This is a genomic window from bacterium, assembly GCA_022616075.1.
In the GTDB taxonomy this organism is placed as follows: domain Bacteria; phylum Acidobacteriota; class HRBIN11; order JAKEFK01; family JAKEFK01; genus JAKEFK01.
Window position 1 is genome coordinate 13,835 of record JAKEFK010000259.1, and the last position, 21,429, is coordinate 35,263.

Here is a 21,429-nt window from a genome sequence, read left to right on the forward strand (position 1 = left end):
TTTATTTCCCCTTGGAAGAAGGACTCCCAAACTCACTTGCAATAGAGAAAGGGATCTCGATTAAACGCCCATCAGAGGCAACCATCTGTGCGTACTCGACAGTGCTCCCGAGACCGGAAAGGCCCTTATATGGTTTTGCAGTTAATCGAAGCAATGGTCCGAGGTTGCTCGACAGCTTTTCAAGCTTGAAGTCGAAAAGCCCATTCGGCGCCAGAGCGGTGATTTCAGGTGGATCCTTTATTTTCCATCCCCAAAGGAGGACTGCACTATTTTGCTTGCGTGTGATGTAGCGCTGGTTTTCGTAAATGACAAACGGGTCGCTGATCTGATATGTGATCATTAACCGTATCGTTCCTTTCTGATCCCCTTGCGACCAATCCAAAACAATCGCCTTGTCCATGTTTCCTGGTCTGTCGTTGAATGTGTGTATGAAGTACCGGAGTGGTGATGATTCATGCGGAAGCAATTCCATTGGCGCTCTCAGGATTGTGCATCCGCATGAGGCCTTGGCCTGGATTTTTATGGCCGTGTTGGAATTGTTTGTAAGCAAAAAACTATTTTGTAGAGCAGTTCCGCGCAGGATTGTTCCTTCATCCGAGGTGGCGCGATCTACATTCAGAACCTGCGCCGGGCCGGCAAAAACTAATTGTGTAGCAAAGCAAAGGATCGCGGGAATCACCAGTGCCGCGTACCTTCGCGCCTTTACGTGAAGCTTGTCGATATTCAGAGAAACAAACTGTCGCTTGCAAAGAATCAATGCGATTATGCAGCCTGCATTCAGGACAATGATCATCAGAGGGATTGCAGTGTTAACCTGCAGCGTCGCCTCCAGTCTTTTGACTATTGCGAGGTAAAGAGCCGAGTTTAAGACCATCATCGTGCTGAAACCTATCTGAAGACGCCTTGCCCAGTTCTTGCGTTTAATAAGACCCACCAGTGCTGCAATCGCAGCCCCCAGAAGAAGAAGCCGCCAAAGGACCGTTACTGCGTCCACACCAGCGCTGAGTCCCTGAATCAGATAACCGGCAAATGAAAAGATCCCGATTCCGGCGCAGACAGGCCCAAGGATGAACAATCTCTCTTTGCTCATCGCGATACTCCTGTTATCACTACGTAAAACTCGCTTCCCGCATCTGCCGTGCAGTAACGGACTCTTCCGGTTTGCTCGGCGTAGTCTGCTTCGCGCTGGATTTGTCCGGCCAAACGGTCGCGCGCGGCATCTTGAGCCGAATACGCGCCGGTTGATCGTCCGCTGGCAACGGCAGCCAGAGCGTTGAATCCGATCGACAATCCCTTAGAAATCACGTTGGAGCCACCGTGATCTTTGCAGCTTGCCGGCAGCCCTTGGGTTTTCTGTTTGTCAACGATCACGTACTGCCGTCCGTTCTTGCGTGTGCCGTCCGTTTGTTGTTCTTCTGTGAAATTGATGTAGACGCGATCGATGTCAGGCGCAATGCGGGCGCTTCCGTATAGGATGGTTCCGTCATCCAGCTGACCAATTGCCAGAGATCCTCCGTAGCCCGAAGCTTCGAGCTTCGAAATCAGCCTTCCATGAATGAAGGTCTCGGTTCCGGAGTACGAACCCGGACCAGTAAGCGATGCGGATGTTGTGTTGGGATTGCCGCGATCTGATACCTTATGCAGGTAGACGAGCATGCTGGAAGGATCGGGCTCTTCAGCTGCTACGGGAGCTTGCTCCACTTCACGCAGTGCGGGCGTTTCTGATTCCGGTGCTGCCGGAGTCTCTACCCGGGTGTTGTTAATGGGCGGTCCAGTCTCTGCAGCATTCCCGATCTGCAGAGACTGGTTTTTTTGTGAAGTGTCATTTATGAAGTGCTCAACATCGTTTTGACCGGGAACGCGTTCTTCACCAATGATTCCCGATGTTCTTTCTTCCTGTGCTGAACTGGAGCTTGGTTTTGCAGAGATGACTGCCGCCATAAGAATCAGAAAGCACACAATGATTCCAACAGATCTCTTTCGCTTCTTTGGATTCGTCAGGCCCAGCGCATCGCCCAACTGATTCACATGGTTGATCAGCCCAAAGAAACTGTGCTTGCTCTCAAACTTCACCGTTTGCTTGGAAGAAGGAGCATCCGCTGGTGAAGATCCGCCGGCGGAGCTTGGTTCAGTTGAAGGCGCCTTCTTTGTGCGTGGCGCGTCGGGATTTGCGAGAACATAATCTTCAACTTCTTTTGAGAAAATTCTTCGCGTCGTATTCTTCATAGCTTCACCTCTTTGCCCATCACGGAGAATTTCTTCGTGTTCGTGAGCAGATATGTGTCCCAAAAGATTGCCTTCTGACCGATCGAGAATCCGGCCTGTGGCACGTTTGTATGCAGCAGGTAATACGATCCAACTTGGGCCTGCAGGCGGACGTACAGCGGCCCGTTTGAGAAGACAGTTTTTTCTTTGATCTTCAGCTTCTTTTCCCTTCTGATCGTTGATAGAAAGGAGTGCATTCCTTCAACCATGGAATCCCTTTCCTTTTCGAACCGGGCCTGTAATGCTTGCACTTCCTTTCGCTTTGCCGCCTCCAGCGGTGATTCCGCAACAAGAACTTGATGGCGATAATCCTCTCCGTTGATCGCCGTGATCGCGAATTCGAAAGGAATTCCGCCGGTAACGACAAACAGCGTCACCGGCATCAGCAGGACGCTCTGTCCGGATGCGTCGTAAATTTCTTTCCGGGGTGAGATATAGAGAATGTTGCTGCCCTGATCCGCTTCGACAACGAAATATTTGATTGCGCTGGGAGGAATGCGGGTCGACTCAATTGGGCCGGGCATCACGAATGCCGTGACCTTATTGACTGCCAGAGTTACTTCATACGGTCGATCCAGACTGCGGATCGGGACCGTCTCAATGTCAGCAGCAATCGCAAGAGCGGCAACATACAGAAGAAATGCGAATGTCATCATTGTTTTCATTGCAGAATCTGGACCTCCTGCTGTTTATTTGTTTCTTGTTCATTGTTGGCGGCCGGATATGGCTCAGCAACTCTCTGCTTGACGGTGAATGAATCCAGCAGCAAACCGATTGGATGAAGAGTGCTTCGAGGCGTGTTTTTCATATGAGCGGCAATCGTCAAACGTTCGCGGCGAGGAATGTCCTTGCTTCCGGAGGTTTGAACAATTGCTTCGAGCGTTACATCAAAGCCATCGCGTTGTTTGAATGCCTCCATTGAATCTTCGAGAATTTCTACGTTGCAGATGCTATTGTTTGCCCGAAGCTCTCGGAATATGTTCTTGTCTTTAATGGAGCGGAGGATCGATGTTCTTAGCGAAGGCGTCATTTGCTCTTGCGCGATTGCGATGTTGTTTTCGTAGTAGCGGTAGTCCTGTTTCAGGATGAGGCCGAACATTTGCCGCCCAAATCCTTTTGCCACTGGAATCCTGGCTTCATCTTTCCATTCATCCATCGATGCATTGATCTCGATGACCTTTCCATCTTTCGTGATCATCACGGGAATCTCATTGTTCCGCGCACCCAACAGCATGAGTATGGTGAGTAGCTGTGTGACGCCCAGAAGGAAAGCAATGAGCCTCCAGGTCACAAGACTCGAGTTCAATTCTCCAAAACTCTTCGCTGCTCCAAATGCCATTGCGTTTTCTCCTGCTTCTTCTTAGATCAAGAAGTGTGCCAGGATGTTGGATGTGCATTTTGCGGTCAATACTCGACAGAGTGATGGCGAATCGACTGATTCGATTAAGCTCAGGAGTCGAAAAGGTTTCGACGTAACTCAAAAACCTTTCGACCCCTTACCTCTTACGTATTTGGTGGGAGACTCTAGCTGAGTAAGGTACTGCTCAAATTGTTCTCGACATCTGATCGAGCACGAAGCTGAAGTGGTCAACTTGGCTGCTGATTTCAGATATGAGACTTAATGTGTTTCGATCTTGTCAAGAAGATCTGCTTCGGCGATCTGAATAGGTTTTTTCTGTTTTCTACTACATTCTTTCGGAAGAGCAATGTCAACCAAGACGGGGTAGATTGTAAATCGGCTGGGTGAAATTTTGAAGGAGAAGTCTTGGACCACCCAATCGAAAAACGACGTAGTAAGCTTCATCAATGTATTTGTAACCCTCCAATCCTGACAAATAGGAATGAAGTTGGGTTATCCCGTTTATCAGTTGTTGCTTGTAGCTCGAGCTTATGTAAGCTTTCGCCTCTATGCGTTTCCAAATGAGTGTCCTCCTTCATCGTAAGCCGCAAAAGATTTCAACACAGATGAAGCCGCTGTTCATGCGGCTTTTGGTCGGATTTCAAGATTTACACAACGCACACTACTACTACCAAACAAATTTTAAGTTTGACAAACAATAAGAAATTCTGGTATAAGAGCTTGTTCATTTGGGAAAACGGTGTGAATCCGTTGCAGCCCCGCTACTGTGTTTTCATCTCATAGAGATGGATCAGTCAGGAACCAGGAAAGGGCCCATTTTGGGTCGCCTTCGCGGGAAGGAACCTCAAAGCGACCTTCCTCGAAGTTTTTATTCTTTAACAATTTTGGTTTTGCTTTCAAGGGAAAACGGTGCGATTCCGTTGCAGCCCCGCTACTGTAAGCGAAGCGAAATCTGCGAGTAGCCACTGTTCGCCCAGGCGAATGGGAAGGCGCAGAGAGTAGATAGTCGCAAGTCAGGAAACCTTGGGCAAGACTTAGCCGCCCCCTTCCGTGGGGAATGGAGGAAATATCATGCGGCGTTTTTTCACTTTTACCCTCTTTTTCTTTTGTCTCAATTTCGCGGCCGTTTTATCGGCACAAGACGAAAACGAGACACAAGAGCTCGATCAAGAAATCAAATACGACATCAGCGTTACTGCTGACCGCCTCGAAGAATCTTTAAAAGACAAAACGGACTCTATCACAATCATTACACGGGATGAAATTGAGAGACAACAGTGGCGTTACGTAACAGATGCGCTTCGGGAGGTTCCCGGTCTTGCTGTCGTTCAAAGCGGCTCGCCAGGGAAAACAACATCTCTATTCTTACGTGGTGGTAGTTCGGACCAGGTACTGGTCCTGATTGATGGGGTTCAGATCAATGACCCCTTTTTTGGCGGAGTCGATATCGAAGACATTACAACAGACAACATAGAGCGGGTTGAAATCGTCAGAGGCCCGCAAAGTCCGCTCTACGGTAGCGATGCCATTGCAGGGGTAATCAACATCATCACGCGCACGAGTTCACGTGAAACTCAGATGAACGCTTCTTTTGAAGGCGGGACATTTGAGACGTTTCGTGAAAAGGCAGGAGTCTCCGGATCAAAAGAAAAAGCGACTTATGCGCTGACTTATTCGCGCCAGGACTCAAAGGGACAATTCGACAATGATGAATTTCGCCAGAACAATGTTTCGGCAACTGGAGGCTATGCTTTCAGCAACACAACTGAACTTTCTGTAAATGCCCGCGTTCACGATTCCCATATCGGAATTCCCTTCAGTTTTGCCGATACTCCCTCACCCTTTCGGAACCAGGACACGCAGATGACCGTAATTGGAACTTCGCTGCAACATTCCTCGGGAGATTACCTGAACCTGAAAGGTCGTTTCTCATTTACGCATTTGGATTTTCTGTTTGAAGATCCGGAAGATGCTTTTTCCACATTGTCGAAGCACACTTCAAGAACTTTTCAGGCAGGACTCCAAAATGATTTTCAGCTATCAGGTACGGACACTTTGACAATCGGGTACGAGTTTGAGCAACAAGGAATCGACGCCAGCGATGCAGCCGGACCAATTCCCGATTTGGATGATTTTGATACCACAGTAAATGCGATATACGCCCAAAACAAATGGGAAAGCGAAAAGTGGATCTTCACTACAGGATTCAGATTTGATCATCACAGCACCTTCGGTAGCACCGTTAATCCAAGAATCTCTGTTGCGTACAGGCCACGACCGGATTGGAAGATCAGAGGTGGTTTCGGTACGGGTTTTCGCGCTCCAACGGCCGGCGATCTTGCTTTCCCATTTTTTGGCAATCCCGATCTGGATCCTGAAAAAAGCAAGTCATGGGAATTCGGAATCGATCACTATTGGACTGAGCATGCCGTCTTTTCTGCATCCTATTTCAGAAATGACTATGAGGATTTGATCAGTTTTGATCCCAACACATTTATTGCCGGAAATATAGCGAAAGCAAAAAGCCAGGGCCTGGAGCTGTCACAGTCTGCCGATTACGGCAACTGGCATTTCGTGGCCTCGTACACGTTCTTAGATACGGAAGATGAAATAGAAAAACATCAGTTATTCCGTCGTCCGCGTCATACAGGAAGCGCGAGAATCGCTTATGAAACCACCCAATGGGGAACAAGCTTGCGCATATTAGGTGTCGGAAAAAGACTGGAAACCGACTTCAGTACTTTTCCGAGTCAAAACGTTTTTAATCCGGGCTATGTGAAAGTTGACCTGGCAGGCTTCTATCGTTTGAATTCCTGGTTGAAGTTACGCGGTCGCATCGAGAATCTTTTGGATGATGCATACAGCGAAGCGCTGACATTTCCCGCGCCGGGGATCGCCGGCTATGGCGGCGTGGAATTAGGTTTTTAGCAGAGGTGAATCATGAGCATATCCACAAAAAGAGGCGACAGCGGTCAAACGAGTCTTGCCGGCGGACGGAGAGTTTCGAAGGGCAACCTGAGAGTGGAAGGCTACGGAGTGATCGATGAACTTATCTCATCGATCGGCTTTGCTCGCTCTATTTGCAAGGATGCAGAGATCGGTGAGCTGGTAAAAGGCATACAGCGCGAGCTCTTTCTCGTCAGCTCGGCAATTGCTACTTCTCCGGACAAAGAGGTTCCGGAGGTAACTGCCGGCATGGTCGATGCCCTTACAGATCATGTTCATTCTTTTGAAAAAGTAGAAGGAATACTTTCGGATTGGTCCATTCCAGGTGAAGATCCCGCTTCTGCCGCGTTCGATGTTGCAAGAACTGTTTGCCGCCGCGCAGAAAGAAACGTGGTGGGATTAACCGAAGCGGGAGAGAAAATCCAGCCAACGGTTCTGAGCTATTTAAACAGGCTTTCCGATTTACTATGGATCATCGGCAGGTCTATCGAACTGAAATCGGGCGTGAATGCTTCTCTGCGCGGGAAAGATGGCGCAGGCAAGCGATGGTCGCGTGCGTGGTGAGTTATGAATCGTCACCGACGGCTGTTTGTTGCGTCATTTCTGCTGATTTTCTGTATCGCAATTCAAAGCGAAACGGCGACGCAGCGCCTGATTTCGCTTGCTCCCAGCAACACCGAAATCCTGTTCGCGCTCAATGCCGGATCTAATATAGTGGGAGTCGACGATTTCAGCGACTACCCTCTCGGGGCACGCGACATTACGAAGATAGGAGGTTCCAATGGGAAGTACAATTTCGAGCAAATCATCGCGCTCAAGCCGGATCTAATCTTTGCCGCTGAAGTCACTCCGCCGGACGTCATCAAAAAACTTAATGATTTGAAGTTGGCTGTAATCGTGACAAGCGAATCCAGGACAACCTTCGATAATATTTTCTCCGCCATCAGGCTCATGGGTCAGGCCACAGGAAAAACCGGCGAGGCGAAGCGCATCACCGATGCGATGAAGCAAAAACTCGATTCGATCAAAGCAAAAGTTAAGACCGCGAAAACAAAACCGCGTGTTTACTGGGAACTCGACGCGACCGATTCGGCGAAACCCTTTACGGTTGGTCCGGGCAATTTTGTGAATGATGTGATCACATTAGCCGGCGGTGTGAATGTATTTGCCATGGCGAGCAAGGCCTATCCGCAAATCAGCGCCGAGCAGGTCGTGGCCGCAAATCCCGAAGTGATTATCCTCTCTGATGCTGCATATGGGATTACCGTGACTTCCGTTTTGCAAAGACCTGGATGGCAAAAGGTGGACGCCGTGAAGAATGAAAAGGTCTATCCGATCGATGATAGCCTGGTCAGCCGTCCAGGTCCTCGCATCGTGGACGGACTCGAAGCGGCCGCCAGGTTGATTCACCCGGAGGTGTTCCAGTGAGCGCGCACTGGAGCATCACCGCGATTGCCGCGCTGGGCGTCATCGTTATAGCCATTTTGAGTATCGGCATCGGCAGCGTTTCTATCCCGCCGCTTACGGCGATCAAAATCTTGCTATCGCACCTGCCCTTGCTAAATATTAACCCTGTTTGGTCCGATACCTTCCAAGCAATCTTGTTTGACATTCGCCTGCCGCGCGTCGTGCTGATTGCATTGACCGGTGCAGCACTGGCAACTTCAGGCACGGCTTATCAAAGTCTCTTTCGGAATCCACTCGCCGATCCCTATCTCATCGGCGTTGCTGCGGGCGCGAGTCTGGGCGCAACGGTAATCATCGCGATGCAAGTCGCGCATCCCACGGTAATCAATGCGTTTGCTGTACCGTTGGGCGCCTTCATCGGCGCAACGGCAACAGTGGCTTTGGTTTATCAGCTTGGACGCATCGGGCGCGGTGTTCCGACAACGACACTCATCCTGGCAGGAGTTGCGATAGGGTCGCTTGCGGTGGCGCTGAACACTTTTCTTTTTCTTAGCATGGGTGAGCGGACGACGCGCCTGTTTGCGTTTCTGTTGGGGGGCTATGCCGGCAGCGGATGGAATGCCGTGTTTGCCGTGGCATTTTTCGCGATGATTGGATTCGTGATCATGTACATTCATGCGCGCCCGCTGAATATTTTGCTTTTCGACGAAGAGCAGGCGCAACAACTTGGCATCCACGTTGAGCGGGTGAAGGTTATCGTGATCGTTGCCGCGACGCTTACAACTGCGGCAGCGGTTGCGTTCAGCGGCCTGATAGGATTTGTCGGACTGATCGTGCCGCATGCTGCGCGGTTTTTGATCGGTCCCGATCATCGCCGGCTGCTTCCGCTCGCGTCGCTTTTCGGCGCCGGATTTTTGATGCTCGCTGATTTGATCGCACGCACGATTCATGCGCCGGAGGAAGTGCCGCTGGGCATTGTAACCGCGTTCGTAGGAGCTCCGTTCTTTTTGTATATGCTGCGGCGCGCCAAACATGCAGCGTTTTTCTAGATCGGAAGAGAAATGGAAATCACGATCCGAAATATTTCCGCTGCTTACAATGGGCGTGTTGTCCTGAATAGCTTTTGCTTGCGCGCGCAGGCAAGTGAAATCGTCGGGATCATCGGACCAAATGGCGCGGGGAAATCATCGCTCTTGCGAGTGATCAGCGGAACGCTCAGGCCGACGGGCGGAGAAGTTTTGCTCGATGGCGTGAATTTGCTTGCATTGAACACGGTTGATCGCGCGAAAAAAATTGCGGTCGTGCCGCAAAGTTCACGGTTGCCTGAAGCTTTTACGGCTGGCGAAGTTGTGTTGGCGGGGCGGACGCCGCATTTGCCGCTCTTTGGGGCGGAGCGCCCGCGGGATTATCAGATTGCACAGGATTCAATGGCGCGCATAGATGCGGTTTGTTATGCCGAACGTCGCATCGGCGAATTATCCGGCGGCGAACAGCAGCGCGTGCTGATCGCGCGAGCGCTCGCTCAAGAACCGCAAATTCTGCTGCTGGATGAGGCGAGCGCGCATCTCGATCTCAAGCATCAAACTGCGATCTGGAGCTTGGTGCGAAAACTGGCGCGCTCCGGGTTGATCGTGCTGGCTGCGCTGCACGATTTGAATCTTGCCGCGCAGTACGCAGACCGGCTCGCGCTGATGAGGCAGGGCGAGCTGTTGATTTGTGATGAGCCAGCGCGCGTACTGACGCGCGAATGGCTCAAGCGCGCCTACGACGTTTCGGTGGTCGTCAGTTCCCATCCACTATACGGAACGCCCGTGGTTGCGCTTGTGGAGGAACAAAATGAGTGACCAACGCCAAAAAGATAAGGAGGAATATGCGGATTGTTTCACTTCTTCCGAGCGCGACTGAAATCGTAGCTGCGCTGGGTCTGGCCGATCAATTGGTCGCAATTTCGCACGAATGCGATTATCCGCCTGAAGCAGTCGCGGGCAAATACCGCCTTACGCGCAGCGCGCTGCCAAAAGACCTGAGCCAGTATGAATTGGACGCAATCGTTTCGCAGCGCATTCGGGGTGGCGAAAGTCTGTATTTGCTTGACGAAAAATTACTCCAGGAGCTCGCGCCCGATGTCATCTTCACCCAGGAATTGTGCGATGTGTGCGCGGTTTCGTATTCGACCGTCGTTAACGCGGCCTGCAAGCTCTCGACAGATCCGCGGGTCGTTTCCCTTGAGCCAACCAGCATCGAAGGCATCTTCGATACGATTCGTGCTGTCGGTCAGATCGCAGGCCTTTCTGAGCGGGCCGAAGAAACAATCGCGGCCTTGCGGCAGCGTCTGGCGCGTGTACAGAAGAAAACGCAAGACAATTCACCTCGACCGCGCGCTTTTGCCATGGAGTGGCTCGATCCGCCTTACAACGCCGGACACTGGGTTCCGGAAATGTTTTCGATTGCCGGCGCGCAGGAAATTCTGGGTTGCGCGGGCAAGCCATCGGTGCGTCTGACATGGGATCAAATCATCGCATCTCAACCCGAATATATCCTGCTGATGCCGTGCGGTTATTCATTGACAGATATTGTAGACGCGGAAGGTTGTTCTCCGCTTCTGAAATCAATCTCGTTTCCTGATGGATGGTGGGATTTACCGGCTTTGCAAAACGGCAATGTGATTGCCGTGAATGCGAATTCCTATTTCAGTCGCTCGGGTCCCCGCATCGTTGATGGTGTTGAGCTGATCGCAAAAATTTTCCATCCCGAAATTCTTGGCGAACCCGCGAAGACAGATGCGCGGCGAATTACACTCGTTCGGAGCGCCCAATGAAGTCGCCACGCCTGATCATCGCTGCGCCGATGAGCGGAAGCGGCAAAACAACGATCACCACAGGACTGATCGCTGCGCTCCGCGCACGCGGGTTGCGCGTCGCCCCGTTCAAGGTAGGGCCGGATTACATTGACCCAACGTATCATTCGCTCGCAGCCGGATGTTCTGCTCGCAACCTTGACGGCTGGATGCTTCCCGAAGAAGCTGTCGCGCAACTTTTCGCGCGAGCGGCACAAGGCGCAGATATCGCCCTCATCGAAGGCGTTATGGGATTGTTCGACGGATTTTCGGGCAAAGAGGACACAGGCAGCACGGCCCATATGGCGCGAATCCTGAATTCGCCGGTTCTGCTTGTTCTTGATGTAAGCGCGATGGCGCGCAGTGCTGCGGCGATTGTTCAAGGCGTTTGCAGTTTTGATCCGCGCGTGAATATTGCCGGCGTGATTCTCAATCGCGTTGGAAGCGAGAAACACGCACAGATGGTGCGGGAAGCGATTGAATCTTGCACTGGCACACCCGTCCTTGGCTATCTCCAGCAGGATGATGTTTTGACTCTTCCCGAGCGTCATCTCGGCTTGATTCCAGCGATGGAGCCGGGGCGCTGGCGCGAGTGGCTCAATACTGCGCGGGAAAAGATTACTGCCACTGTAAATCTGGAGCGGATATTGGATCTCGCGCGCTCCGCGCCTGAGCTACCGGACTTGATTGAAGATCCATCCGTTGCGGCCGAGCGAAAGACATTGGCAATCATTGCGGTTTCTCGCGATGCCGCCTTCAGTTTTTTCTACGAAGATAACCTGGATTTATTGCGCTCGGCAGGCGCAGAAATCGTATTCTTCAGCCCGTTGGAGGATCGCGCCTTGCCGCGCGACACACAGGCCGTTTATTTTTGCGGCGGTTTTCCCGAGATTTATGCGGCAGACCTTGCCGCAAATATTGCAATGCATGAGGAAATCCGATCCGCATTTGATGCGGGAATGCCGATTTACGCCGAATGCGGCGGCTTGATGTATTTGACCGAAGAGATTCTGGATGCACAGAATCGAGCGCATCCTATGGTTGGTCTTTTGCCTGGCCGTTCGGTGATGACCAGACAATTGATTCTTGGCTATCGCCAGATTCGCGTCCCGGCTGACTCGTGGCTGTGGCGCGCGCAAGAAACAATGCGTGGACACGAATTTCATTATTCCACCTGGGAGAATCATCCGATGGATGTGCCGCCGGCATACGAGCTGCTGCCGAATGCATTTCAAAAAGAATCGCGCTACGAAGGCGCGCGTGTCGGCAGTGTGATTGCGTCGTACGTGCACTTGCATTTTCTCGCCAGGCCCGAGCTGGCGCATCGATTTGTACAGGCGGCCCAAAAACATGCCGGGTAAGACTCTCATGATTCAAGGCACCGCTTCTCACGTTGGGAAAAGCGTGCTGACCGCCGCCATCTGCCGGATACTTCATGAGGACGGCTGGCGAGTTGCTCCTTTTAAAGCTCAAAACATGGCTCTCAACTCTTATGTCACTCCAGAAGGCGGGGAAATTGGAAGGGCGCAAGCCATGCAGGCTTCGGCGTGCAGAATCGAACCGCATGTTGACATGAACCCGATTCTCATGAAACCAAATCATGATACGGAAGCCCAGATCATCTTTCGCGGGCGACCTGTAAAAAATATGTCCGTTGCCGAATACGCTGCTTTTAAGAAGGAGATATTCCCACGGGTGCTGGAAAGCCTGCAACGGTTAAAGCAAGACTATGGAATCGTCGTCATCGAAGGGGCAGGCAGTCCTGCTGAAATCAACTTGAAGGAACAGGACATCGTGAATATGAAAATTGCCGCGGAAGCCGCTGCGCCTGTTGTTCTGGTTGGCGATATCGATCGAGGCGGCGTTTTCGCCTCTTTTGTCGGCACCATGGAGCTGTTGGATCCGGTGGAGCGCGATAACATTGCGGCGTTCTTGATCAACAAGTTCCGCGGAGATGCTTCACTCCTTACATCCGGCATTGATTATCTGAAACAGCGAACAGGAAAACCGGCGCTGGGAGTGATTCCGTTCTGGAAAAGACTTAATCTGCCGGAAGAGGATTCGCTTTCAAAAAAGACTTTTGATCGCGATTCTGAGAAATCGATCCGCGTCCGGGTGATCCTGCTTCCTCATCTTTCCAACTTCACAGACTTCGATGCCTTTCAGCAGGAGCCTGATGTGGCCTTGCGCTATGCGAGCAGCGTGGCTGATTGCGAAAGTGCTGATTTGATCATCCTTCCCGGCAGTAAGTCCACAATAGCGGATCTCGGTTATTTAAGAGATGCGGGTTTTGTAGAATTCCTCAGCAAAAAGCCGCAGGAGACGACCCTGTTGGGCATCTGCGCCGGCTTTCAAATGCTTGGCAGAAAGATTTTCGATCCTCTGAAAGTTGAATCCCTGACTGAAGAAGCAGACGGGATCGGTTTGGTTCCTTCGAGCACTGTTTTTCAACAGGAAAAGGAAACAAGGCAGGTTTCCGGGGACCTGTTTGAAACATCGCTTCCAATGCGCGGCTACGAGATTCATCATGGCTCGGTTCGATTCGAAAGTTCGTACACACCTTTCTTTCTGATACGGGATGGACGCTCGCCAGTGAGATCGGAAGGGTATTCCGATCCGGCCAGGAATATTTATGGATCCAGTATTCACGGGATCTTCGATCAACCCGAATTTCGTAGATGGTTCTTAAACCGGATCCGCAAAAAGAAAGGCTGGGAACCCCTTAACGTACTTTCCATCGATCCGGATCTGGCATATCAGGAATTGGCGGCAATGGTCCGGAAGAACATCGACATGGATCTTTTGTACCGCATCATCGAGAAAAAAATATGAAAGCGTCCATTCAGGAAGCCCGCAAGCTGCTGAGCGCTTTTCATGGAATGAAAGGCAGTTTCCCGTTTCGATTGGGAACTACATCCTATATTTATCAGGGTGAAATCGTTCCCAATGTGGAACTGCTGGGAGACTTTCTGGATGAAGTCCAGCTTTTGCTTTTCGAAGGAGAGAACCATTCGAACATTCGTGATCACTCCACCATCCTTCAATTGAATCAGCTTGCGGAGCAGAAGAACATTTCTTATTCGATTCATCTACCGCTCGATGCCTATCCCGGACATGAAGACGAAACGATTCGCAGAAACTCCGTAGCGATGATCCGGCATATCTACGAAGTGGGTATTGAGCTGCAATGCCGTCGCTTCATTTTTCATTATGCAAGCCGCAACCCGGATGGAAAACCGTTCAACGATTTACGGAATTGGCGGGACCAGCTCTGTAAATCTACAGAAGAGCTACTGGCCTCCGGCATCGATCCACAGTTGCTGTGCGTAGAAAATCTGTCGTATCCGTTTTCATGGGTTGCGGACCTCGTGGAGAACTATGGCTTTGCAACCTGCATCGATATCGGGCATCTGCGCGTGAATCATTTTCCCGTCAAGCGTCATATCAAGAAATATCTCAAAACCACCAGGGTGGTTCATCTGCACGGATTAAAAAATGGCATCGATCACAACGGACTTTCCAGCAAAGACAGGCGAAGCACCAGGCAGTTATTTCAAGTAATGGATGAGCTCGGGTACCGGGAGACGGTCATCTTGGAAGTCTTTCAGCTCGATCATTTGACAGAGAGTCTACAATCCTTCCAAAAATTTTGGCGACAATGGCAAAAGCGGAAATTGTACTCATAACCGGCGGCGCCAGAAGCGGAAAAAGCGCCCAGGCTCTGCGTCTGGCCTCAGCGCGCCCCGGGATCTTCCTTGCAACAGCCGAAGCATTGGATCAGGAAATGAAAGAACGGATCCGCCAGCACCGGTTGGAAAGAAGCGCTGAATGGAAAACGATTGAAGAGCCTGTGTTGCCGGCAAGAATCCTCACGGAGAATCACACGGACACGGTGGTGGTGGACTGCATCACACTCTGGCTGTCGAATCTCCTGATGCGTTCTTATGATCAAGAGCAGATCGAAAGAGAAGTGTCCGTTCTGTGTGAGGCACTTCAGGCCAGAGAAGCTACTACAATTTTAGTAACCAATGAGGTCGGAATGGGAATTGTGCCGGAGCACGCTTCCGGCCGCCTGTTTCGAGATGTGGCCGGCAAGACGAATCAAAGAATTGCGGCGATGGCCCACTGTGTGATCTTCATGGTCAGTGGATTACCACTCTATATAAAGTGAGGTGTGAATGAAAATACCGGAAATCGGGCCTATCGATCCACTGTTTTTCAAGAAAGCTCAGGATCACTGGGACAATTTGATTAAACCTCAAGGGAGTCTGGGGCGACTGGAAGAGATCGTCTCAAGGATCTGCGCGATCACACGAACAGAAATTCCTGACATTGCCAGAAAGAGGCTGCTGGTGTTTGCGGCCGATCATGGAATCGTAAGGGAAGGAGTAAGCGCCTATCCTCAGGATGTCACCGTTCAGATGGTCCGTGGTTTCCTTGCGGGAAAGGCTGCAATCTCGATGCTGGCAAAACAGCACAAAATCGATTTGAAAATTGTCGACATGGGGATCGCTTCCACCATTTCTCACAGAGATCTTATCAGCGTGCATATCAATAACGGGACTCGAAACTTCCTGCGAGAACCCGCAATGACAGTTCAAGAAATGACCGAAGCTTTTCAGGCGGGCATTCGCTTTGCGCAGGAAGCCAAGAGAGACGGGATACAGCTTCTCGCAGGCGGAGATATGGGGATTGGAAATACAGCGGCTGCAAGCGCAATTTATTCTGCGCTTTTCGGTTTGGATCCGGATGTGGTAACGGGAAAAGGGGCGGGTCTGGATGAAAAAGGCAGGGTTCACAAGACTCAGATCATCCGCGAGGCTTTGAAAAAATGGAACATCACTGACAGGGAACCTCTGAAGATCCTTCAACACTTTGGTGGTTTTGAAGTTGCCGCGCTCTCCGGGTTGTACATAGGCGCGGCATCCGAAAGGATTCCCATTGTGATTGACGGTTTCATTTGCAGTTCGGCTGCCGCTATCAGCGTGGCGCTGGCGCCGGTTTCGAAAGAATACATGTTTTTCGGCCACGCTTCGGCGGAGAATGGCTATGGGATTGTCTTGCAGCATCTTGATGTGAAGCCGATTCTGGATCTGGACATGCGTCTTGGAGAAGGCACAGGCGCCGCCCTCGCGTTTGGCATCATTCAATCGGCAGTCGATCTCTTCCGGGAGATGCCTACTTTTGAGCAAGCGGAAGTATCGCGAAAGAAAGAATGAGATCATTCCTGCTCGCCCTTCAGTTTCTTACTGTTTTTCGAATCCATCGAAATCTTAATTTCCGGCCGCAGGATTTTTCATCAAGCCTGCGGTGGTTCTTCGTGACTGGCCTGCTGCTCGGCTTACTTCAATGGCTTCTTGCCTGTGCATTATTGAGGGTTCACTGTCCTCTCGATCTTTTAGCAGTGCTGCTTGTGATTACCGGACTCGTTTCCACAGGAGGATTGCACCTTGACGGTGTAGCCGATACTGCGGATGGCTTTGGCGCGGGAACGGATCGCGAATCAGTGTTGGGGATGATGAAGGATAAGCGGACCGGAGTTTACGGTATTGCCGCCATTTCACTGAGTTTGCTTATGAAGTTTCTTGCCTTTTCACATGTCTTGAATGCGGGAAGTCTCATCATGCTTGCGATGTCTCCAATGTTGAGCCGTGCGCTGATTGCTGCGACCTGCACAACTTTACCGTATGCGCGGCAGGAAGGCACCGGTAAAGCATTTTCGGAAGGTTCCTTTGTGAAACACGCGGTTCCATCGTTATTCCTCTGTGTGATCATCCTGTTCTATTTTCTTGGAAGGTCCGGCGTATATCTATTCGGAATCGTATGTGCTGTGGCTTTGCTTTTCGGCATGTATTGCTATCTGAAAATCCGCGGTTTCACCGGGGACACACTGGGAGCGCAAAATGAAATTGCGGAAATCACAGCACTGTTTTCCGGAGGCTTGATGCATTGAATCCGGCAATTTTTATATCGGCTTATCTGCTGGATCTGATCATTGGGGATCCCGAATGGTTGCCGCATCCGGTTCGGCTGATTGGTTGGATCACGAATAGTGGAGAAAGAATGATCAGGAGAATAGCTCACACCCCGTGGAGTGAGTTCTTTGGAGGTTTACTTCTGACTGTTTCAATCATTACGGTTATGTGGATCAGTACAGCATGGGTTGTGCACTTGCTTGGCCGATGGAACCAAACGGCTAGCTTTCTGGCGTCAATCTATCTGGCTTCTACCACTCTCACGACACACTGTCTCGTTCTGGAGGTCCGCCGTATCTATCGGTTGCTTGAATCGGGGCACATTGAAGGAGCACGCCGTCATCTCTCCCGCATCGTAGGAAGAGACACTGACGACCTTGATGTCCCGGACATCGTTCGTGCCGCGATTGAATCGGCGGCGGAAAGCGCTTCAGATGGAATCGTAGCTCCGATGTTTTATCTTGCTTTGGGTGGCATCCCTGCAGCTTTTGCTTACAAAGTGATCAACACAATGGATTCAATGATCGGACATCAAGACACTCGATACCGGTATTTTGGAAAATTCGCAGCACGAGTGGATGATGCGGTAAATTTCTTTCCCGCGCGGATAACCGCATTTCTGATCACGGCATCAGCATTTCTGTGCAGGTTTGATTGGCAGAACGCGTGGAAGGTATGGCAGCGCGATGCCGGTAAACACGCCAGTCCTAATGCAGGGCGCCCGGAAGCGGCTATGGCCGGAGCACTCGGCGTGCGTTTGGGTGGGCTGAACTTTTACGGTGGTGAAGCTTGCCAGGGAGCATACCTCGGTGAAGCGCGTGTTCCTTTGAACATCGAATCACTCAAGCGATCCATTGTCATTGTCCTGCTGGTTTCACTCCTTTCGTTCATGATGCTGTTGAGCCTTCTTACCTATATATATGGTAGATAATTTGAATCAAGATTCAGCGGTACACGGTGGAGCAGTCCATGAAGCCGCTCGCCGTTGGCGAGTAAGACCGGAAGAAATACTGGACTTCAGCGCAAACATCAATCCGTCGGGACCACAGCCGAGTGTCATCGAAGAACTCCTGAGAGCACCTATCGATATTCGATGGTATCCGGACTCTACCCGGTTGATTGGGATTCTTTCTGAAAAACTTGGCGTACCGGCCGGGAGCATCACTATAGGCAACGGTTCTGCGGCTTTGATTTTTGCAGTGTTGCGCGCACTAAGGCCGAAACGTGCATTGCTGCTGCATCCGGCGTTCGCAGAATATCAACGTGCAGTGAAAGCTGCCGGCGCAAAGATGGATTCTTATTTGTTGCGGGAACAACAATCATTTCAGCCTGATTATGAGGCACTCCATACAATGGTGTGTTCACGCGGCATTGATCTGGTTTTGTTGAACAACCCTCACAATCCTTCCGGCGCTTTGTTGTCTCGTGGCGATATTGAAAACCTGTCTGCGTTGCTGGAGCCTCGCCGGGTATGCCTGGTTGTGGATGAGGCCTTTATCGATTATGCTCCGGAGGCAAGTGTACTTCCAGGCGCCTCAAACTTATCCAACGTCATTGTCATCCGGTCGCTCACGAAATTTTACGCCATACCTGGCCTGCGCGTTGGGTATGCCGTATGTAATCACATTTTTGCTTCCCGGCTGAAGTATCAAATTGAAGGATGGCCCGTTTCGAGTATTGCTTTACGCGCAGCAGCGAAGGCATTGACCGATCTACTATATGAGGAGAGAACCCGGGATCAGAACGAAACTGCCCGCAGAGAATTTGTCGAAGAACTCCGGAAAATTCAGGGCATCACAGTCTTTCCATCCTCGGCAAACTTCCTGTTGGTCAAGTTACGCGGCTCCGGGTCGCATCTCCAGCACTGGCTCGAACGCCATCGAATCCTAATCCGGTGCTGTGACTCTTTCACCGGGCTTAATGACAATTTTATCAGGCTTGCGGTTCGCCTCCCGGAAGAAAACATGCGGTTAGCCGGCTTGATCAAGGAATGGGTTGGTCTGGAAAGCAGGAAGGATTACCAGCGTTAAGCAAGCCTTAAAAATTGGCCGTAAGTCTGAAACGAACTGAGAGTGGCTCAACTGGATGGGTATGAATATCATCTACTCCTGCGAATGGTTCTCCGGGCAGTCTTGACGTGTAGAAGTAATCGACATCACTCGATTTCGAATTCAGCAGATTGAAGATATCTACAAATGTATTCCAGTTCTTGTTGATACGGTAACCGGTAGATAAATTCACAAGAGTCGAGGATTTCGAGCGAACACTGTTGTCTTCAATCAATGGACGTGGACCGAAAAACCGCAGATGAGCTCCAAGAATCAAGCGTCCCCAGAACGAATCAGCGAGCTGTCCACCTTGTCTGGTTGTAAGGATGCCTACTGAATGTTTAAACGGATTGAACTTGATCGGAAGTCCTTCCATCCAAATTCCAGCCGTAAAAACACCTTCTACTGCACCTGGAATCCGGTCGCCGGCCGGATCGACATCGCGGAAACGAGCGCGCGAATAAGCCCAGTTCCATTCGAGAGTCATCCATGGAAACGCCTTGTAATGATTATCCCATTCGAAACCCGTGCGGCGGCTGGGACGACTGGGTTCAGTGATGCCCGCGTCTCCAACAAACAAAAGCTCTGAATCAAAATCGAGCAGCCATAGTGAGAAAGTCGTCTGCCATTTCTTGAATGGAGAACTTCTCAGCCCCCACTCGCCTCCCCTGGATCGGACTAATGGGTCTACAGGTTCTGCTTGCTCACCGGTCAGAGGATCTACATGAATGGTTGTTCCCCGCGCGAAAGGTCCAACGAAAGCTTTACGATTGGATCGCTCTCATTCCTTCGGCTTTCCTAGGAACGATGTTCATCTGCCGGTACAGTGTTGGATTGGGATTGGCGCGCGGCTCAAATCGCCGGTATTGCGTTGAGTACAACTTCTTTAGCCGTGGTTTATGCAGTTCTTGTTGAAACAGGGCTAACCAGGACTGAAATCGGGGAAGATCATCATGGAGGCTTGAATATCTCCCTGCCTTTGCTTTGGGCGGACGCCGGTTTATTCGGGGTTGCTGCTTGCTGTGAAACTAATTACAAAGTTCGTTGGTGTGTTTCCTCCATCGAGGATTTTTCTCCCCCAGAGAAGCAACGTATACAACTTTGTTGATGAGTACCGGATTAACCATGAGAACGATCAGCTCCCTTTTCGGTTATCAGGCTGGAATTATCAATCAGGCTCAATTCTCGGTTCTTGTGGCGGTGGCTGTTGCCAGTGCCACGCTCCGACCTTTCTGGCTCAGCGTTTTTTCCATCCGCATCATGCGTTTGAAGCGTTGGGAAGCGAGGTAGAGCCGGAACTGCTCGAAACACCGAATAATTCCGTAGCCGCCGAGCGTCCATCTCACTGAATCCCAAAGCCAATGCCGGAAACAATTCGAAAGCTCGTCTCGTGCTGATTGCCATTTGGATCGTTTACCAGCGGAATACCGACCGACACGAATGCGGACCACTGTCCCGACATCCCGATTCTCATTCCGGGCGAAACGTAAACAAGGTTGCCACCCGTGTTTTCATCCTCAACACCGGCAATTTTGTGTTTTTGCTGCCACTCACCGTTCAGCTCCAGGATCAGGTCCCAGATAAAATGAGGATGAGATTCATCTTGATGTTTCGCGTCATCATGATGATGGTGACGAAGCTCTTCTTGCCCCTTCCATCCATAAGAGAGGGCAAGGTTGTAGTGAAATAGATCACCCAGTTCCGTATCCTGCGATCCTTCCGTTGTAGCAGTATAAGGAACATTCAAATCCGCGAAGCTCTGGAAAGTTTCTTGGAGAATGCAAGTCCTGCGAGTAGGTCAGTTGAGCCGGAACCGGGCTGATGTTTCTGTTTCAAAGGTAACTCCCTCGGAATCTGTTTCGCCCGTCAGGCCGGATGGAAATTTCAGGCCCGCGAGTAGCGCTCCTTGTAATCCGGATTCCTCGTTTTGCATGAAACGATATTGTCCGAACACTAGCGCATCACCGATGCCTCTTGAGTTCCCATGGTGAATTTCGGCCTCTTCTTGGTTACTCTCTGCACGTCGCTCATGTTCATGATTTTCGATTTCCGCTTCTCGTATATCGTTTCTTGCTACATAAGGGACTCGAAAGCTGAGAGAAAGATCATCCGTTATACCATAGGCCACATTCAGGAAAGTTGTCACGACCGAACTTGTACTATGGATATGCTGATCTTGTTCGGCAAACTCGATGAGCTGATCATCGGTGAACGTCTGGAGATCCAAGTATTCCAGCCGTGAAGAGAAGGACCACTGTCCTTTGTTAAGAGTAATTGCGCCAACCGTGACAATCGGACCCGTTGAATCGGCACCGAAACCTGCTGAAGGATGATCCGCGACGGCCGCCCGCGACACAAAAATAAGAAGAAAGCAAATGCAATAAGCAGAGAAACCCCGAAATACACGCATTATGACACTCCTTTATTAATTTGTTTGACGGCTTCGAAATAGAACTGAATCGACGTTAAGATCGGTGCGGCGTTTTGGGAGGCGGAGTGGTGATATTCGACAACAAAAACTCAGGGAAAAGAATTCCTGCTTGTCGGGGAAATTCGTACACGAATGCTTGACCCGTGTCCAAGACAGGCAAG

At 50.8% G+C, this 21,429-nt stretch carries 22 protein-coding genes and 2 riboswitches; of the genes, 15 read left to right on the forward strand and 7 right to left on the reverse strand.

Annotated features, from left to right (window positions below):
* Window position 1: 1 nt before the first annotated feature.
* From L0156_21440 to L0156_21455, 4 genes are read right to left on the reverse strand one after another with little or no spacing between them, the layout of a single operon-like run.
* The gene (locus tag L0156_21440; protein ID MCI0605557.1) at window positions 2-1,090 is read right to left on the reverse strand and encodes a DUF1573 domain-containing protein; all 1,089 of its coding nucleotides are present in this window, start codon (window positions 1,088-1,090) and stop codon (window positions 2-4) included.
* A complete protein-coding gene (locus tag L0156_21445; protein ID MCI0605558.1) occupies window positions 1,087-2,226 on the reverse strand; it encodes a hypothetical protein in 1,140 nt (379 codons plus the stop codon). Before L0156_21445 ends, L0156_21440 begins: the two co-directional genes overlap by 4 nt.
* Window positions 2,223-2,930 carry a hypothetical protein gene (locus tag L0156_21450; GenBank protein ID MCI0605559.1) on the reverse strand — a complete coding sequence of 236 codons (708 nt, stop codon included), beginning with the start codon at window positions 2,928-2,930 and terminating at the stop codon, window positions 2,223-2,225. Before L0156_21450 ends, L0156_21445 begins: the two co-directional genes overlap by 4 nt.
* Window positions 2,927-3,604, reverse strand: coding sequence for a hypothetical protein (locus L0156_21455; protein ID MCI0605560.1), 678 nt, complete (start codon window positions 3,602-3,604; stop codon window positions 2,927-2,929). Before L0156_21455 ends, L0156_21450 begins: the two co-directional genes overlap by 4 nt.
* Window positions 3,605-4,313: 709 nt before the next feature.
* Window positions 4,314-4,450, forward strand: a riboswitch (cobalamin riboswitch).
* A 73-nt stretch (window positions 4,451-4,523) separates the two neighbouring features.
* Window positions 4,524-4,649, forward strand: a riboswitch (cobalamin riboswitch).
* A 47-nt stretch (window positions 4,650-4,696) separates the two neighbouring features.
* On the opposite strand from L0156_21455, the gene L0156_21460 reads away from it, so the two are divergent.
* Genes L0156_21460 through cobD form a run of 14 tightly spaced genes read left to right on the forward strand, consistent with a single transcriptional unit; the run spans window position 4,697 to window position 18,819 of the window.
* Entirely contained in the window at window positions 4,697-6,553 is a 1,857-nt protein-coding gene (locus tag L0156_21460; protein MCI0605561.1) for a TonB-dependent receptor, read from the forward strand.
* A gap of 12 nt (window positions 6,554-6,565) precedes the next feature.
* Window positions 6,566-7,135: a cob(I)yrinic acid a,c-diamide adenosyltransferase gene (locus L0156_21465; GenBank protein ID MCI0605562.1), complete on the forward strand. Its 570-nt coding sequence runs from the start codon at window positions 6,566-6,568 to the stop codon at window positions 7,133-7,135.
* A gap of 3 nt (window positions 7,136-7,138) precedes the next feature.
* A complete protein-coding gene (locus tag L0156_21470) occupies window positions 7,139-7,999 on the forward strand; it encodes a cobalamin-binding protein (protein ID MCI0605563.1) in 861 nt (286 codons plus the stop codon).
* On the forward strand, window positions 7,996-9,027 hold the full coding sequence (locus tag L0156_21475) for an iron ABC transporter permease (GenBank protein ID MCI0605564.1): 1,032 nt from the start codon (window positions 7,996-7,998) through the stop codon (window positions 9,025-9,027). Before L0156_21470 ends, L0156_21475 begins: the two co-directional genes overlap by 4 nt.
* A gap of 12 nt (window positions 9,028-9,039) precedes the next feature.
* Complete coding sequence (locus L0156_21480) at window positions 9,040-9,822, forward strand: ABC transporter ATP-binding protein (GenBank protein MCI0605565.1); 783 nt, start codon at window positions 9,040-9,042, stop codon at window positions 9,820-9,822.
* 26 nt (window positions 9,823-9,848) lie between these two features.
* Entirely contained in the window at window positions 9,849-10,796 is a 948-nt protein-coding gene (locus tag L0156_21485) for a cobalamin-binding protein (protein MCI0605566.1), read from the forward strand.
* Window positions 10,793-12,175 carry a cobyrinate a,c-diamide synthase gene (locus L0156_21490; GenBank protein ID MCI0605567.1) on the forward strand — a complete coding sequence of 461 codons (1,383 nt, stop codon included), beginning with the start codon at window positions 10,793-10,795 and terminating at the stop codon, window positions 12,173-12,175. Before L0156_21485 ends, L0156_21490 begins: the two co-directional genes overlap by 4 nt.
* Window positions 12,165-13,646 (forward strand): cobyric acid synthase, encoded by a 1,482-nt coding sequence (locus tag L0156_21495; protein ID MCI0605568.1) that lies wholly within the window; start codon window positions 12,165-12,167, stop codon window positions 13,644-13,646. The genes L0156_21490 and L0156_21495 overlap by 11 nt, the downstream gene beginning before the upstream one ends.
* Entirely contained in the window at window positions 13,643-14,500 is an 858-nt protein-coding gene (locus tag L0156_21500; protein MCI0605569.1) for a sugar phosphate isomerase/epimerase, read from the forward strand. The genes L0156_21495 and L0156_21500 overlap by 4 nt, the downstream gene beginning before the upstream one ends.
* Window positions 14,473-14,985 carry a bifunctional adenosylcobinamide kinase/adenosylcobinamide-phosphate guanylyltransferase gene (gene cobU / locus L0156_21505; GenBank protein MCI0605570.1) on the forward strand — a complete coding sequence of 171 codons (513 nt, stop codon included), beginning with the start codon at window positions 14,473-14,475 and terminating at the stop codon, window positions 14,983-14,985. The genes L0156_21500 and cobU overlap by 28 nt, the downstream gene beginning before the upstream one ends.
* 7 nt (window positions 14,986-14,992) lie before the next feature.
* Window positions 14,993-16,033 carry a nicotinate-nucleotide--dimethylbenzimidazole phosphoribosyltransferase gene (cobT, locus tag L0156_21510; GenBank protein MCI0605571.1) on the forward strand — a complete coding sequence of 347 codons (1,041 nt, stop codon included), beginning with the start codon at window positions 14,993-14,995 and terminating at the stop codon, window positions 16,031-16,033.
* The gene (gene cobS, locus L0156_21515) at window positions 16,030-16,767 is read left to right on the forward strand and encodes an adenosylcobinamide-GDP ribazoletransferase (GenBank protein MCI0605572.1); all 738 of its coding nucleotides are present in this window, start codon (window positions 16,030-16,032) and stop codon (window positions 16,765-16,767) included. The genes cobT and cobS overlap by 4 nt, the downstream gene beginning before the upstream one ends.
* Window positions 16,764-17,720: an adenosylcobinamide-phosphate synthase CbiB gene (gene cbiB, locus L0156_21520; protein ID MCI0605573.1), complete on the forward strand. Its 957-nt coding sequence runs from the start codon at window positions 16,764-16,766 to the stop codon at window positions 17,718-17,720. Before cobS ends, cbiB begins: the two co-directional genes overlap by 4 nt.
* Window position 17,721: 1 nt before the next feature.
* Complete coding sequence (gene cobD / locus L0156_21525) at window positions 17,722-18,819, forward strand: threonine-phosphate decarboxylase CobD (protein ID MCI0605574.1); 1,098 nt, start codon at window positions 17,722-17,724, stop codon at window positions 18,817-18,819.
* Window positions 18,820-18,826: 7 nt separating this feature from the next.
* On the opposite strand, the gene L0156_21530 is transcribed toward cobD, so the two are convergent.
* Window positions 18,827-19,417: a TonB-dependent receptor gene (locus tag L0156_21530; protein MCI0605575.1), complete on the reverse strand. Its 591-nt coding sequence runs from the start codon at window positions 19,415-19,417 to the stop codon at window positions 18,827-18,829.
* Window positions 19,418-19,962: 545 nt separating this feature from the next.
* Here L0156_21530 and L0156_21535 point away from each other — a divergent pair.
* On the forward strand, window positions 19,963-20,127 hold the full coding sequence (locus tag L0156_21535) for a hypothetical protein (protein ID MCI0605576.1): 165 nt from the start codon (window positions 19,963-19,965) through the stop codon (window positions 20,125-20,127).
* 52 nt (window positions 20,128-20,179) lie between these two features.
* Here the strand turns inward: L0156_21535 and L0156_21540 are convergent, their stop codons facing one another.
* Together L0156_21540 and L0156_21545 are read right to left on the reverse strand one after the other, a co-directional pair.
* Window positions 20,180-20,584 carry a hypothetical protein gene (locus L0156_21540; protein ID MCI0605577.1) on the reverse strand — a complete coding sequence of 135 codons (405 nt, stop codon included), beginning with the start codon at window positions 20,582-20,584 and terminating at the stop codon, window positions 20,180-20,182.
* Between the two features lie 51 nt (window positions 20,585-20,635).
* Window positions 20,636-21,247, reverse strand: coding sequence for a hypothetical protein (locus L0156_21545; protein ID MCI0605578.1), 612 nt, complete (start codon window positions 21,245-21,247; stop codon window positions 20,636-20,638).
* Window positions 21,248-21,429: the final 182 nt, after the last annotated feature.

Bases quoted from the DNA above. Each gene is read 5' to 3' on its own strand.
- L0156_21440 (MCI0605557.1), bottom strand. From the start codon at position 1,090: ATGAGCAAAGAGAGATTGTTCATCCTTGGGCCTGTCTGCGCCGGAATC.
- L0156_21445 (MCI0605558.1), bottom strand. From the start codon at position 2,226: ATGAAGAATACGACGCGAAGAATTTTCTCAAAAGAAGTTGAAGATTAT.
- L0156_21450 (MCI0605559.1), bottom strand. From the start codon at position 2,930: ATGAAAACAATGATGACATTCGCATTTCTTCTGTATGTTGCCGCTCTT.
- L0156_21455 (MCI0605560.1), bottom strand. From the start codon at position 3,604: ATGGCATTTGGAGCAGCGAAGAGTTTTGGAGAATTGAACTCGAGTCTT.
- L0156_21460 (MCI0605561.1), top strand. From the start codon at position 4,697: ATGCGGCGTTTTTTCACTTTTACCCTCTTTTTCTTTTGTCTCAATTTC.
- L0156_21465 (MCI0605562.1), top strand. From the start codon at position 6,566: ATGAGCATATCCACAAAAAGAGGCGACAGCGGTCAAACGAGTCTTGCC.
- L0156_21470 (MCI0605563.1), top strand. From the start codon at position 7,139: ATGAATCGTCACCGACGGCTGTTTGTTGCGTCATTTCTGCTGATTTTC.
- L0156_21480 (MCI0605565.1), top strand. From the start codon at position 9,040: ATGGAAATCACGATCCGAAATATTTCCGCTGCTTACAATGGGCGTGTT.
- L0156_21485 (MCI0605566.1), top strand. From the start codon at position 9,849: ATGCGGATTGTTTCACTTCTTCCGAGCGCGACTGAAATCGTAGCTGCG.
- L0156_21490 (MCI0605567.1), top strand. From the start codon at position 10,793: ATGAAGTCGCCACGCCTGATCATCGCTGCGCCGATGAGCGGAAGCGGC.
- L0156_21495 (MCI0605568.1), top strand. From the start codon at position 12,165: ATGCCGGGTAAGACTCTCATGATTCAAGGCACCGCTTCTCACGTTGGG.
- L0156_21500 (MCI0605569.1), top strand. From the start codon at position 13,643: ATGAAAGCGTCCATTCAGGAAGCCCGCAAGCTGCTGAGCGCTTTTCAT.
- cobU (MCI0605570.1), top strand. From the start codon at position 14,473: ATGGCAAAAGCGGAAATTGTACTCATAACCGGCGGCGCCAGAAGCGGA.
- cobT (MCI0605571.1), top strand. From the start codon at position 14,993: ATGAAAATACCGGAAATCGGGCCTATCGATCCACTGTTTTTCAAGAAA.
- cobS (MCI0605572.1), top strand. From the start codon at position 16,030: ATGAGATCATTCCTGCTCGCCCTTCAGTTTCTTACTGTTTTTCGAATC.
- L0156_21535 (MCI0605576.1), top strand. From the start codon at position 19,963: ATGAGAACGATCAGCTCCCTTTTCGGTTATCAGGCTGGAATTATCAAT.
- L0156_21545 (MCI0605578.1), bottom strand. From the start codon at position 21,247: ATGCGTGTATTTCGGGGTTTCTCTGCTTATTGCATTTGCTTTCTTCTT.